The following is a 14792-nucleotide window of genomic DNA, read 5'->3' on the forward strand; positions in this document are numbered from 1 at the left end:
AGTGCGGTCGATTTTTCCGGACTTCCGACAAACTGTAAGGGGTGTATTGAGGCCCCTAATATAATAGATGAAAAAATACGATCTTACGCCGCTTCTTTAGATAAAACACAAAAAGACGAAGATAATTCTTTAGGCGTAATGTTTGCACAAAAAATAAAAATTCAATGTGAGTAAATAATGAAACCTATTTTTCCATTCAAATGGCTCATAGCCTTCTTTGGGGTACTGGTTGGTATTTTTTGGTTTTTTCCTTGGCTTTTTGTAAAAACTGTTATGTGGCAACAGATATTTAACCAACTGATTTCTGAAAACCTTCATGCTATTCAGCAACATTCTGTTTCGGCAGGTATGTTATTAATTATGGTGAGTTTTCTATATGGTGTATTGCATGCGCTTGGACCGGGCCATGGCAAATTTATTATTGCAAGCTATTTATCTACGCACGAAAGTGAATTGAAACAAAGTGTGAAATTAAGTTTACTTTCCTCACTTATGCAGGGTATTGTGGCAATTACCGCAACTTCTATTATTGTGGTGATTCTAAATCTCTCTTCTCGCTATTTCAAATTAAGCCAACTATGGTTGGAACGTAGTGCATTAATTTTATTACTCGGGCTTGGAATTTACTGGATTTATCAAGGAACGAGAAAATCAACAAAAGCCTTTCGTATTAAATCTGTTCAGCTGACTAATTTGCCGTTACAAAGCGCGGTCAAAATTAACCGCACTTTTAAGAAGGATTGTGGCTGCGGGCATCAACATTTACCTAACGCTGTTCAATTAAAACAAGCCAATACCAGGAAAAGCCAATTTCTTGTGATTATGAGTATTGGTTTACGCCCTTGTACCGGGGCAATTTTTGTGCTTTTTCTTGCATATATGACGGATCTTTTCATTTGGGGGATTTTTGCTACGTTGGCGATGTCAATCGGCACAGGGTTAACGCTTTCCCTTTTTGCTATTTTGGTGCGTTATGCTAAGAATATAGCAATACAATTAGGGAAGTGGTATGGGACGAAAGCATTAAATCGATATAGCGGACAGATAGTAAAAATCCTTGCGGGTAGTATTATGATTTTCTTTGCATTAACTTTACTTTACAGCACAACCTTTGAATCGATTGGTGGAGCAGTGTTGTTTGGAAGATAAAAAATAAAACCCATCAAAACGATGGGTTGAACATCTTTTGGCTGCTAATTTAGAACTCGTAAAAGGAGACAAACGAATTCTAAACCAAAAGAGAAATTGGCTCCTCCTGCTGGACTTGAACCAGCGACATATGGATTAACAGTCCACCGTTCTACCGACTGAACTAAGGAGGAATAAATTCTGTATTAGAGTGAATCAATCGGTCGCGCATTTTAATGATCAAGTAATGGTTTGTCAACGGGTAAAATAAAAAATTCAAAAAAATTTTAATGTATTTTTCTATCCACAAAGACTGTGGATAACTTTGTGGATTGAAATAAAATAAGATCCTGTAATGCCGATAAATACTGGGATTGTACAATGCAGGCTAGTAATTGATTGTAAAATAACATTTCTTTATTTATCAATTGGTTATATAAAGTCCAGCAAAAAATATAAAAAAGTTTTCAATTTTGTGAAGTTTTTCTCTTGACATCGCTAACACTGTGTAAAACTTACCTTTTTCACTCTATATGGAGTAAGAAATATGCTAGAATGACGCCAATAAAAACTCATTCAATTCTAACCGCACTTTTATGGCAGAAAAAATTAACAGTAAACCTTTTATTCTTCATTCCGATTTCAACCCTTCAGGCGATCAACCTCAAGCCATTGAAAAACTCGCTGAAAATTTAGATGACGGGCTTGCCCATCAAACACTTCTTGGGGTAACGGGATCGGGTAAAACTTTTACTATCGCCAATGTGATTGCTAAGCTTAACCGTCCTGCAATGTTGCTTGCGCCAAACAAAACTCTTGCCGCCCAGCTTTATGCGGAAATGAAGGCTTTTTTTCCCGAAAATGCCGTGGAATATTTTGTATCCTACTATGATTATTATCAACCTGAAGCCTATGTACCAAGTAGCGATACTTTTATTGAAAAAGATGCTTCCATTAACGATCAAATTGAACAAATGCGTCTTTCTGCAACCAAATCTTTTTTGGAACGCCGTGATACGATTGTGGTGGCGTCGGTTTCCGCTATTTACGGCTTAGGTGATCCGGATAGTTATTTGAAAATGATGTTGCATTTGCAACAGGGGGCGATTATCGATCAACGCCAAATTCTGGCGAAATTGGCAGAATTACAATATACACGTAACGATCAAGCTTTCCAACGGGGAACTTTCCGTGTACGTGGTGAAATTATTGATATTTTCCCGGCTGAATCTGACGACATTGCTATACGTATTGAACTATTTGATAATGAAATTGAGCGTCTAGGTTTGTTTGATCCGTTGACCGGGCATCATTTAGGCAGCGTGCCTCGTTACACGGTTTATCCGAAAACCCATTATGTGACACCGCGTGAACGCATTTTAGATGCCATTGAAAAAATCAAAGCGGAGTTAGTGCAACGCCGTGAATATTTCATCAAAGAGAATAAATTATTGGAAGAACAACGCATTAGCCAACGTACCATGTTCGACATTGAAATGATGAACGAATTGGGCTATTGCTCCGGCATTGAAAATTACTCGCGCTATCTTTCCGGTCGAAATGAAGGGGAGCCGCCGCCAACTTTATTTGACTATATGCCCTCTGATGCCATTTTGATTATTGATGAATCTCACGTTACCGTCCCACAAATCGGCGGGATGTACCGTGGTGACCGTTCGCGCAAAGAAACTTTGGTAGAGTACGGTTTCCGTTTGCCTTCCGCTTTAGACAACCGCCCGTTACGCTTTGAAGAATTTGAACGCCTTGCACCGCAAACTATTTATGTTTCCGCCACACCGGGGCCTTATGAATTAGAAAAATCCGGTGATGAAATTATCGATCAAGTGGTGCGCCCGACAGGCTTGCTTGATCCGGAAATTGAAATTCGCCCGGTTGCTATTCAGGTGGACGATTTGCTTTCCGAAGCACGCCAAAGAGCGGACAGAAATGAGCGTGTTTTAGTGACGACTCTCACCAAAAAAATGGCGGAAGATCTCACGGATTATTTGGATGAGCACGGCATTCGAGTGCGTTATCTCCACTCAGATATTGATACCGTTGAACGGGTGGAAATTATTCGCGACTTGCGTTTAGGTGAATTTGATGTGTTGGTCGGTATCAACCTATTGCGTGAAGGATTAGATATTCCGGAAGTTTCACTGGTGGCAATTTTAGATGCGGATAAAGAAGGTTTTCTGCGTTCCGAACGTTCGCTTATTCAAACGATTGGTCGTGCCGCTCGTAATCTGAAAGGAAAAGCGATTTTATATGCCGACAGCATTACGAAATCTATGGAAAAAGCTATCACGGAAACCAACCGTCGCCGTGAGAAACAAATGAAATATAATGAAGATCACGGCATTACTCCGCAAGCGTTGAACAAAAAAGTCGGTGAATTACTGGATATTGGTCAGGGTGTAACGAATAAAGGGAAAGGTAAATCTCGTGGAAAAACAGCGGCAGAACCGACCGCACTTTATAACGTACCGAAAAATGCCAAAGAATATCAGCAACAGGTCAAAAAACTGGAACAGCAAATGTACAAATTTGCGCAGGATCTGGAATTTGAAAAAGCCGCTGCCATTCGGGATCAACTTCATCAATTAAGAGAGCAATTTGTGATGAATGAGTAAGAAAAGTGCGGTTAGAATTACTGATTTTTTTCGTTAGCAATAAAATACATACAGTTAATATAAGACGTATTTCGAAGAAATATAAAAGACCTTTTAAAAGGTGAAAGAAGGCAACAAATAAAAAGTAGAATTACTGTTTTAAAAAGAAAGATTTTAATAAAAGAAATAATATCTTTACTTGGTTTAAATAAGTATAGCGAGAAGATTACATGTATTGAGGATGATCAGATTACATTAGATAATTGAAGAGAATTATATGAATGTTCTGAAAAACATAAAATAAAAGTTTTTGACATAAAAAACTTTGGACTTGATGATGTGTTAAATTTAACCAAGAATATTGATTGGAATGTAAAAGAAATAACATTTTTTGTTTTCTTTAAGGAAAGGATTCAAATGGTTTTACCAGGGGATATTTTCTTTAGGTGTAAAGATAAGATTATTAGTACATTATTTAACATAGACAGAGATATTATATTCCATAGTAAAGATTTTAAGTACGGAATTTGCTTTTTATGTGATGAATATGATGTGGGATTTTATAAATGGGAATTATAGAATCACTATTCAACTAACACATAATACAAAAAATCTCCAATACTTTTGACCGTACTCTCCAAATAGTTATATGACAAAAGGGCAAGTAAACTCGCCCTTATTATGTATGAAACTATTTATACTCTACCAAAATATCACTTTCGGTCACGCTATCACCGTAAACCGGTAATAAGGTTTTTTCGTAGGCCTGTTTTAATACGCCTTCTTTTGAAAGTTTTTCAATTTCAGCGTTGAGCCAATTTAATAAATCCGGTGCATCTTTACGAACGGCTGGGGCTATGACATCTTGATCGCCGAAACTTTTCACTCCCACGGTATAGCCCGGATTTTGTTTTACCCAAGCGAATAAGAAGGTATTGTCATTTGATAGCGCATCCCCTCTACCGTCTCGTAAAGCCTCAAAAGTTTCCGTGTTTTGTTCAAATTTCAATAATTTGATATTCGGATAATTTTTTGTGAAGAAAATATCCGCCGTGGTGCCTTTATCAACGATGAGTGTTTTGTCTTTTAATTGCTCAAGATCCGTAATGACTTCACCATTTTTTGAAACTACGCCAAGAGCCACTTTCATATAAGGATTAGCAAAATCGACGACTTCTTTTCGTGCTGCGGTTACGGTGAAATTGGCAAGGATAATATCCACTTTTTGGGAAAGTAAATATTCCGCACGGTTTGCAGCATCCACCAATACAAATTCAGCTTTATTTTCATCACCTAAGAGATCTTTGGTGATGGCTTTGCCGATTTCCACATCGAAACCTTGGCTTTTACCTTGGGCATCTACATAGCCGAAAGGCGGTTTATCGCTGAATACACCAATACGGATTTTGTCGGCTTGTTTCAACCGCTCAATGGTTGAGGCTGGTTGTGAATCCTCTTTATTTGGTGTATTGTCATTGCAGGCGGCAAGCCCCAGAGCTAAGGTCGCAGTGGCAAAAAGTGCGGTTAAATTTTTAAATGTTTTCTTCATAGTTTATTCCTCTCGGTTCATAGTTTAAGATGTTTAAAAATGTTTTCGCCCGATCTGTGGTAGGATTGGTGAAAAAATCTTCCGGTTTGGCTTGCTCGATAATTTGCCCTTTATCCATAAAAACAATGCGATTTGCCACTTGGCGGGCGAAACCCATTTCGTGGGTCACGATCAACATGGTCATGCCTTCTTTGGCAAGCCCTAAAATCACATCAAGTACTTCGCGTACCATTTCTGGATCGAGAGCTGCCGTAACTTCGTCAAACAGCATAATCTCAGGATTCATACAAAGCGCACGCACAATAGCGATCCGCTGTTTTTGCCCGCCAGAAAGCTCACGAGGGTAGGCGTTTTTTCGATCAAATAATCCTACGCGTTTTAATAATTTATCCGCTTGTTTTTCGGCTTCCGCCCGATCACGTTTTTGAACCTTTAAAGGCCCGAGTAAAATATTGTCTATCACGGATAAATGGGCAAATAATTCATAGCTTTGGAATACCATCCCAATACGTTGACGTGCATTGATCCAACTTATTTCTTTGCCAAGCTCGCCGACATTTTGGAGCAATAATTGACCGCTCTTTATGGGCTCTAAACCGTTTAATGTGCGAAGTAATGTGCTTTTCCCACAGCCGGACGGGCCTAAAATCACCACCACTTCGCCTTTTTCTATGGAAAGATTAATACCCTTTAATGCTTCAACTTCACCATAGTTTTTAACAAGATTTTTTATTTCTAATAATGCCATAGGTATTCCTTTAGCTTTCCCAACGAGTTTCTAAATAACGGGAAAATAATGAGAGCGGATAACAGATCATAAAATAGAGAAAGAAAATGATCCCATAGATCCAAAGTGCCGCCGATTGATTGCTAAAAAGTGAATGTTCAATAATTTGCTGACCCACTTTAATCACTTCTATTACACCGATTAACATCGCAAGGGAACTGGTTTTTACCATTCTGGTGAAAAGGTTAATAGCACTTGGGGTCACACGTTTTAGACTTTGTGGTAGCAAAACATAAATGAAGGTTTGAAAAGGCGTTAAACCTAAAGCGTAAGCGGATTCAACCTGATGTTTTTCAATGGAGGTTAACGCGCCACGCACGAGATCGCCCATTTCTGCACTACCCCAAAAAATAAACACCCAAATACAGACAGTTATGGCGTCTAAATGTATACCAAACCATTTTGCCAATCCAAAATAGGTGATAAATAGTAGAACGAGCAAAGGGATGATGCGGACAAATTCTAAATAAACTTGGCAAATAGCTTTAATTACAACATTTTTACTTATCATCACCACACCTAAAATTACTCCCAAAAGACAGGCAAAAAAGACGGAAATGAAAGCAATTTCAGCCGTTACCCAAAGGCCGTTTAAAAGTCTGCTGAGATTATTGCCTTGGAATAATAATTCAAACCCCATATTTTGCTCTCCGAGTGCGCTGTTCTAAATAACGAGTAAAAATTGAAATAGGTAGCAAAATAATTAAATAAAACACCACTAATAAAAATAAGGCTTCGTTAGTTTTATAGTCCATTCCGATAATTTCTTTTGCCATAAACATCAGTTCTGCCACCGCAACGGCACTAATGACAGAGGTTTCTTTCATTAAAAACAGACAATTTGCTCCTATTGCAGGTATAGAAATCGCTAATGCCTGTGGAAAAATGACATAACGAAAAGCTTGAAACGGTGTTAAACCAATACTGAGCGCAGACTCGATCTGACCTTTGGAAACAGCCTCTAAACCGCCACGAACCGCTTCTGCCATATAGCTTCCGCCCAAAAAGGTTAAGCCAATTACACCACAAGTAAAACCGTCTAATTTAATGCCAACTTTTGAAAGCCCAAAGTAAAGGAAGAAAACTTGAATCAATAATGGGGTATTGCGTGAAAGTTCAATATAACTTTTTACCAACCAATTTAATGCCTTAAAGTTATAACTGTTGATGACTGCACAAATTGTCCCAATAATAAATGAGAATAAAATCCCCCAAAATGAGAGGGCAAGCGTTATCAATGTTGCATCGACAAAGCGTGGTAACACGCTGATAATGTAATCCCAATTCATTTCTTCTTTCATCATATAATTGTTTTCATGACCATATGGTAGAGAAGATTTTTCTTATCGGGAAAGAATTGAAACGAATTAGTTATAATGGAATGGAATAAATGAATTCTTGATATTGAGATTAAATGTTAGTTATTTTGAATAAAAAAAACGCCTATTTGTGGGGAAATAGGCGGAATGTGGAGTGATTATCATGAAGGTGTATCTAGCTAGAGATACAACCGGTTGTTGTTAGAATGGCTACATGATAATTGTTCTCAAAAAACCTGTCAACAAATAAATGAAAATAATTCTCAAATTTTTTATTTGATATAAGCTACGGATTTAGTCAATGAAAGTGCGGTAGGAACTTCCCTTAAAATTTCAAATTCACCGGCGTAAGCATAGGCTTCAACACCTTGTTCTATTGCGTCTTTTAATAATCGATCATAGTCAGGATCGATATATTCGGCAATTTTAAAACGATCAAACCCATTGTGCAGACCTGCAAATAATACTACGGCACGATGTCCTTGTTTTTTCATTGCCAATAATTCTCGCACGTGTTTTTGCCCTCGTGTCGTGACGGCATCAGGAAACATACCGAGATTGCCTTTTACCAAAGTGATAGATTTTACTTCCACATAGCAATCGGGAAGTCCTTCGCTTTTTAGCAAAAAATCAATACGGCTATTTTCTTCACCGTATTTGACTTCCGGATAGATTTCATCATACATCGCTAATTCTTTGATTTGCTTGTTTTTTAATGCTTCAAATACAAGTTGATTGGAGCGATGGGTGTTAATACAGCAAAGTTGTCCGTTGGCAAGTTGGGTAAGTTCCCATGAGTTGGGATATTTCCTTGTTTGGCTATCGGAATGAGAGTACCAGACGGTATCGCCTTTTTCTCCGCAGCCTGTCATCGCACCGGTGTTAGCGCAGTGAATAGTCATTATTTTGCCGTCAGGTAATTCAATATCGGCGAGAAAACGTTTGTAGCGGCGGATTAGTTTTGCAGATTGGAGCGCGGGAAGTTTCATAATATTCCTTATTAAAGTGCGGTTGAAATTTAATTGTTTTTTTATCGAATGAGATGATGAATTGGAAGATTTCCACGCATTTGTTTACGATAGTTCACTGGGGAAAGTCCGGTATATTTTTGAAAATTTTCGTAAAAACGACTTAAAGAATTAAAACCTGCTGTGAGTGAAATATCGAGCATAGTTTTATCGGTATCGGTTAGTAATGCCTTGGCGTGGTTAATCCTCATCATTGTAATATACTGCTTGATAGTTAGTTGCATTACGCGTTGAAATAATCCCATGGCATAGTTGGTATTCAACCCGACCGCATCGGCGACTTGGGATACGGTGAGGGCTTGATTAAAGTGACTACCGATATAGTTAAGCATTTGAATCACATAATATTGGGTATGGCGTGAGGATTTACCGTTCATGTGATTTTCATAATTTGTCTTTAATAAAAGCTCCCAACCGTCAAGTTCTAGGCGTTTTAACAGTAATTGCACTTCACTATAGACTAATTGGTTACGATTCTTGTCATCTTTTGTCAGCTCGTTCTCCCAGCGCATAATTTCAAACGTGCCGGCGAGTGCCGGGTTTTTCGATTGAATGACGATCCCATGAGTGATGTGAGTGACCAACTTATCGGTTAATTGCCAAGAAAGAAACTGATGAACAGGAATATCAATCACCGCCATTTCAGTACAGTTTTTACGATTCACCAAACTATGAGGAATGGCGGCCCAGAAAACAGCAATGTGATTTTTTTTAATAGTAATTTGTGAACCGTTGTAGAAATATGTTATGTCGCCGTTAAAGGGGATGTTGATTTCAATATGCCCGTGCCAATGATGGGCCGGCATATTCAAGGGCGGTCGCCAAAGTTTTACACGTAGTGATTGTTTTTTTAAAGGTAAGGAGAGAGGGCTGGTTGTTTTACTACCAAGGGCGTTTTCCGGATCAAAATAATCCAACATTATATCTTCAGATTGCATTCATTACCTACGAAATCTTACCAACTAAAAGAGCGGTCAAATTATAACGAATTTTTTTATAAATTCCTATTTTCCTAGAAATTTTTCCTGAAAATTCATTTTTTAACATAGCGATCTCATAAAGTGAGTTTTTAGGAATTTTGTATAAAGAAATGGTATAGAAAAGCCATTTTCATTTTGTCATGATGAGGCTATTAAACTCACTGAAAGGAGGTACTCATTATGAGTTTATCAATGAAAACCAAGATCAGCTTTGGATTGGGTGCTTACGGTAAAGATTTTGCCATCGGTATTGTGTATATGTATTTAATGTATTATTACACAGATGTGTTGGGCGTATCTGGTGCGATTGTCGGCACTATTTTTATGGTTGCCCGTGTGTGGGATGCATTAAACGATCCTATTATGGGGTGGATTGTCAATAATACACGATCTCGCTGGGGAAAATTTAAACCCTGGATTTTGATTGGCACGATTCTTAACTCAATTTCACTTTTTTCTCTTTTTTGCGCGGATTATTTTTCCGGCACTGCACTTGTCGTGTACATTGCGGTTACCTATATCCTCTGGGGGATGACCTATACCTTAATGGATATACCGTTTTGGTCGCTTACACCGACGTTAACCCTTGACCAACGGGAACGTGAAGAACTTGTGCCCTATCCCCGTTTCTTTGCCAGTCTTGCCGGTTTTGTGACTGCCGGTGTGTGTATGCCGTTTGTCGATGCAGTAGGCGGTGATGATAAAGGTTTTGGTTTCAGAATATTTACATTAGTGATTATCGCTTTCTTCGTGGCTTCGACGATTATCACTTTAATTAATGTCAAAGAAAAATATTCTTTAGATGCGATTGAAAGCGGTGAAGCACAGAAAAAGGTACCGTTAAAAACCCTCATATCGCTTATTCCACGTAACGATCAGCTTTCAAGTTTGCTTGTAATGGCACTTTGTTACAACATTGCAGGCAATATCATTTCAGGTTTCGCCATTTATTATTTCACCTATGTGGTGGGTGATAAAGAAATGTTCCCATACTATATGTCTTATGCAGGTATTGCCAATCTTGCCGTCATTATTTTATTCGCCCGTTTGGCAAAACTTTTCTCACGCCGTATGTTGTGGATTAGTATTTCTGTCAGCTCCATTGTTAGTTGTGCAATCTTGGCTTATACCGGTATTACCGAACATCACAGTATTTTCCTAATTATTCTTGCCGGTATTTTTATGCAGATCGGTAGCGCATTGTTCTGGACATTACAGGTTATCATGGTGGCGGATACCGTAGATTACGGCGAATACAAGCTCGGTATTCGTTCCGAAAGTATCGCCTATGCGGTACAAACTATGGTAGTAAAAGCCGGTTCCGCCGTTTCTGCGTTTTTAATCGGAGTATTATTAACCGCCATTGATTATGTACCTAATGTAGCACAAAGTGAAAGTACCTTGTTTTATATGAAAGTGATCATGCTAGGCTTACCGATTTTCTTCTATGCCGTGAAATTGTTTGTCTATTTCCGTTATTACAAACTTCACGGTGATTTACTTGCCAAAGTCAACATCACCTTATTAGATAAATATCGTAAAGTTGAAACAAAATACTAAGAGGAGAGTTTTATGAGTTCACAATTAGTTCGCTTACAAAGCAAAGAGACTGATTTAATTTTACGCACGGAACCGGCAGAGATTCTCTATTTTGGTAAACGCCTTGAATTAGATGAAATTACCGAAGCGGATGTGATGAGTATTGAACGCGGTGTGGCAAACGGCAGTCTTGATGTGGATACGCCAATTACCCTCGCAGCCGAGAACGGTAGAGGCTATTTTGGTGTTTCAAGCGTAGAAGGGCATCGCAATGGCTATGATTGGGCACCGGTATTTATTACCAAAAACGTGACGCAAACCAACCGCACTTTAGTGTTAGAAATGGAAGACAGCATCGCTAAACTGGCTTTTAAGGCAGAAATTGAAACCGATGAAAATGGAGTGTTTAAATTCCGTCATACTTTAACCAACTTAGGCAAAGGCGAATTTACCGTAAATCGTCTCGCTGTTACCTTGCCGGTGCCGGAGTATGCAGATGAAGTATTAAGTTTCTACGGGCGCTGGTGTCGTGAATTGCACGAAAATCGAGTATCACTTAAACACGGTGCATTTATCCAAGAAAATCGCCATGGACGTACATCTCACGAATATGCCCCTAATCTGGTTTTAGGGATGCCTCATTTTAGTCAGCAACAGGGTAAAGTGTGGGGATTTCACTTGGCATGGTCGGGAAATCACCGTATTCGTGCGGATGTATTGATTGATGGCCGCCGTTTCGCCCAATTAGAAAATCTTTATTTACCGGGAGAAATTCAACTTAAACAAGGCGAAAGCCATAGCACACCTTGGGTTTATGCGGTGTATTCGGAAGACGGACTAAACGGAATGTCGCACCAATTTCACGCCCATGTTCGCCAACATATTTTACATTTTGCTTATCCTGTGCGTCCGGTGCATTTAAATATTTGGGAAGGCGTTACTTTTGATCATCATCCTCAACATATCATTGCGATGGCGGAGAAAGCGGCGGAAATGGGCGTGGAGCGCTTTATCATTGATGATGGTTGGTTCATTGGACGTAATGACGATTTTGGCGGTTTAGGCGATTGGTATTTGGATGAAGAAAAATACCCGAACGGTTTAAATGAAGTCATTAACGCTGTGAAAAAACTGGGTATGCAATTTGGTATTTGGGTAGAATTGGAAATGATCAATAAACCAACCAAGTTGTATCAAACCCACCCCGATTGGTTATTACAATTAGAGGGCTATGATCAACCGGAAGAACGCCATCAATATGCATTGGATCTCACTAAACGGGAAGTATTTGATTATTTGTTAGAGCGTATGAATTGGTTACTTGGTAGTCACGCGATTGATTATATTAAATGGGATCACAATCGTCGTCTTGTCCAACCGGGGAGCCGAGGACGTGCTGCCGTAGTGGAACAAACTCAAGCAGCTTATCGTCTATTTGATGAATTGCAAAAACGGTATCCGCATGTTGAAATTGAAAGTTGTTCATCAGGTGGTGCGCGTATCGACTATGAGATTTTGAAACGTTCGCAGCGTTTTTGGGCATCGGATAATATTGATGCTTACACCCGCCAACAAATTCACCGCGGGATGAGTTATTTTTATCCGCCTGAAGTAATGGGGGCGCACATTGGCGGTTCGCCTTGTCAAACTACGCAGCGTCGCTTTTCCATTGATTATCGGGGGTTAACCGCATTATTCGGGCATATGGGAGTAGAGCTTGATCCGGTGAAAGAAAGTGAGGCGGAATGTAGCGGTTTTGCAAAATATATCGCCTTGCACAAACAACTTCGTCCATTATTGCACGGCGGTGATGTATTCCGTCTTGATTATCACGATGATAAAACGCTTCTTCACGGCGTAGTGGCAAAAGATAAATCGCAAGCCGTAGTGCTTGTGAGCCAACTTGATATGCCTGATTACAAGCAAATGGGGAAACTCCGATTGCCTTACTTGCAAGCCAATGGTAATTATCAAGTCAGTGTACTTTCTATTCCGAATTATATTGTTGAAGGGCGAGCGGGGCATTTAATGAAAGTTTTCCCACAATGGTTGCGTGATTGCTTTGATGGAAAAATAGTCTCTATCCGTGGCGAATGGCTTGCTAATGCAGGTTTAACTATTCCTGTGTTAGATCCGCAAAGTGCGATGTTACTTGAATTTAGAAAATTATAGATAATGAAAAGTGCGGTCAATTTTGACCGCACTTTTTTATCCTGAAAGAATTTTTATCGTTGAATCAAATATCTCAACTTCGTTCCATCTTGTTCAACGCTAAGGAGCGTATAACCGTGGTTTTTGGTATCTACGGGAATATTATTGATGGATTGAGCGCAATCACTTAATAATTCCAGAATCTCACCTTTTTGTAATTGTGGCATGGTTTCAAGCATTGCAATCGCCGGATAAGGACAAGGTTCGCCTAAGGTATCTAATGTATAATCCGGGGTGATGTATTTCGGATCTTTATCTAATTTTTGAACAACGATAAATGCCATAATGATTTCCTTTTGTAATGAATAAGAATTAACAACCGCAAGATGGTTGTGTCGCTGTAATTTTTGCTTTGGCTTTTGCAAGGAACTGACGCTCCCACCAAACCACCGTAACTAAACAGACAATTAATAAACCGTAATTTACTAATAAACCGCCTACCGGGCCGAAAGATTTAAGTAGGTTCAATTTTTCGTAATCTAAGGCGAGAGCAGGGGCGATGTCGTCCCAAACGTAAGCAAGATAAGTAGAACCGATGACATTACCTAATCCGACCCACATAAAATGAACTTGCCCCTCCATGGCGCGATACATCCAACCGGTTTCACAGCCGCCGGCCAACACGATACCAAAGCCGAATAATAATCCGCCGATAATCGCGTTTGGACCCGCCCACATAATTTTTGGCGAAATGCCCAATTGAATGTAGGAGAAAACACCGATAGTTCCCACAATAATTCCGAAAATAATGGCTTTTGCCATATAAGCACGACCGGTTACCCAGAGATCACGGAAAGCGGAGGTAAAGCAAATTTGCGCGCGTTCGATTAATAAACCGAATACTAAGCCGCAAAACATAGCGAACCCCAGTTTAATGGAATATGTCATCACATAAAGTGATGTAATGAGATAGGCAAAGAAAATCAGCATACCGATCCAAAAACGGCGGGAGGCTTGTTTAGGATCGGTTTCTTTTAATTTTGCCGCCCCTTTTTTTAATGCTAATTTCACGCGGAATATTGGGAGTAAGGTCACTTTTACTCCGATATAAGTCCCAAGTGCGGTAGCAATGGTAAAGAACCAAGCGTGGACAGAGAATTGCGGAATACCGGTGAAAAGCGAGGCAAGGTTACACCCCATGGCGAGGCGAGCGCCGAAACCGGCTAATGCTCCGCCAATTAAGGCTTGAGCAATACGGCGTTTGTACGGTTGATTGCGCCATTTGATGTTATTTGTCCAAAGTGCTGCGGAAATACAGCCGGCGAACATTCCTAAAATCATCACACCGTCAATACGGGTAAAAATGCTTCCTTCCATTCCAATGATTTTATAATAGCTCCATTCGCTCAGATCCACACCAAATGTTTGTAAGGCGTGCCCTCCCCAACGGGTAAATTCTCCCGTTACGGCCCAATAAGTACCGGTTACGCCGAAATAATAAGCGGAAAGCAAACCTGCTGCGATTACCGCAGTAATAGGATTCCAATATTTAATCAGATAGTTTTGTTTGAATTGTTGCCAAATCTCTAACATAGCTCTTAAACCTCTAAGAAAGTTAATGATTTGCAAGCAAAGGTATATGATGAAAAATAGAATTGAGTATACAATCAGATTTGTTCATTTCCTATACACAAACTTG

The 14792-nt window shown here is 39.4% G+C and carries 12 protein-coding genes, 1 tRNA gene and 1 pseudogene; 5 read left to right on the top strand and 9 right to left on the bottom strand.

Translation table 11 applies throughout. The features are described 5' to 3' along the window. Nucleotides 1–174 (top strand): annotated as a pseudogene (zevA, locus tag BKL51_RS09360) (zinc transporter binding subunit ZevA); the annotation flags it as partial. A 3-nt stretch (nt 175–177) separates the two neighbouring features. Continuing rightward, complete coding sequence (zevB, locus tag BKL51_RS09365) at nt 178–1149, top strand: zinc transporter permease subunit ZevB (protein WP_077466424.1); 972 nt, start codon at nt 178–180, stop codon at nt 1147–1149. Between the two features lie 97 nt (nt 1150–1246). Here zevB and BKL51_RS09370 read toward each other — a convergent pair. Next, nucleotides 1247–1322: transfer RNA gene (locus tag BKL51_RS09370), tRNA-Asn, on the bottom strand. 402 nt (nt 1323–1724) lie between these two features. Here BKL51_RS09370 and uvrB point away from each other — a divergent pair. After that, nucleotides 1725–3761, top strand: coding sequence for an excinuclease ABC subunit UvrB (uvrB, locus tag BKL51_RS09375; protein ID WP_077466425.1), 2037 nt, complete (start codon nt 1725–1727; stop codon nt 3759–3761). Between the two features lie 670 nt (nt 3762–4431). Here the strand turns inward: uvrB and BKL51_RS09380 are convergent. The 6 genes from BKL51_RS09380 to melR all read right to left on the bottom strand — a co-directional run bounded on the left by BKL51_RS09380 (nt 4432) and on the right by melR (nt 9361). After that, the gene (locus BKL51_RS09380) at nt 4432–5289 is read right to left on the bottom strand and encodes a cysteine ABC transporter substrate-binding protein (protein ID WP_077466426.1); all 858 of its coding nucleotides are present in this window, start codon (nt 5287–5289) and stop codon (nt 4432–4434) included. After that, nucleotides 5273–6037, bottom strand: a complete 765-nt coding sequence (locus BKL51_RS09385; protein ID WP_077466427.1) for an amino acid ABC transporter ATP-binding protein — start codon at nt 6035–6037, stop codon at nt 5273–5275. Before BKL51_RS09385 ends, BKL51_RS09380 begins: the two co-directional genes overlap by 17 nt. Nucleotides 6038–6047: 10 nt before the next feature. Further along, entirely contained in the window at nt 6048–6716 is a 669-nt protein-coding gene (locus BKL51_RS09390; protein ID WP_077466428.1) for an amino acid ABC transporter permease, read from the bottom strand. Beyond that, nucleotides 6706–7365, bottom strand: a complete 660-nt coding sequence (locus tag BKL51_RS09395) for an amino acid ABC transporter permease (RefSeq protein ID WP_077466468.1) — start codon at nt 7363–7365, stop codon at nt 6706–6708. Before BKL51_RS09395 ends, BKL51_RS09390 begins: the two co-directional genes overlap by 11 nt. A gap of 302 nt (nt 7366–7667) precedes the next feature. Further along, on the bottom strand, nt 7668–8384 hold the full coding sequence (gene sfsA / locus BKL51_RS09400; protein WP_077466429.1) for a DNA/RNA nuclease SfsA: 717 nt from the start codon (nt 8382–8384) through the stop codon (nt 7668–7670). A 41-nt stretch (nt 8385–8425) separates the two neighbouring features. Continuing rightward, nucleotides 8426–9361 carry a transcriptional regulator MelR gene (gene melR / locus BKL51_RS09405; protein ID WP_077466430.1) on the bottom strand — a complete coding sequence of 312 codons (936 nt, stop codon included), beginning with the start codon at nt 9359–9361 and terminating at the stop codon, nt 8426–8428. Nucleotides 9362–9595: 234 nt separating this feature from the next. Here melR and melB point away from each other — a divergent pair, with 234 nt between their 5' ends. Further along, complete coding sequence (gene melB, locus BKL51_RS09410) at nt 9596–10963, top strand: melibiose:sodium transporter MelB (protein WP_233127116.1); 1368 nt, start codon at nt 9596–9598, stop codon at nt 10961–10963. A 12-nt stretch (nt 10964–10975) separates the two neighbouring features. Then, nucleotides 10976–13114, top strand: coding sequence for an alpha-galactosidase (locus tag BKL51_RS09415; protein WP_077466432.1), 2139 nt, complete (start codon nt 10976–10978; stop codon nt 13112–13114). A 53-nt stretch (nt 13115–13167) separates the two neighbouring features. Here the strand turns inward: BKL51_RS09415 and yedF are convergent, their stop codons facing one another. Continuing rightward, nucleotides 13168–13437 (bottom strand): sulfurtransferase-like selenium metabolism protein YedF, encoded by a 270-nt coding sequence (gene yedF, locus BKL51_RS09420; protein ID WP_077466433.1) that lies wholly within the window; start codon nt 13435–13437, stop codon nt 13168–13170. A 28-nt stretch (nt 13438–13465) separates the two neighbouring features. After that, nucleotides 13466–14734 (bottom strand): selenium metabolism membrane protein YedE/FdhT, encoded by a 1269-nt coding sequence (yedE, locus tag BKL51_RS09425; RefSeq protein WP_369801915.1) that lies wholly within the window; start codon nt 14732–14734, stop codon nt 13466–13468. Nucleotides 14735–14792: the final 58 nt, after the last annotated feature.

Source organism: Rodentibacter sp. Ppn85, from assembly GCF_001999335.1.
In the GTDB taxonomy this organism is placed as follows: domain Bacteria; phylum Pseudomonadota; class Gammaproteobacteria; order Enterobacterales; family Pasteurellaceae; genus Rodentibacter.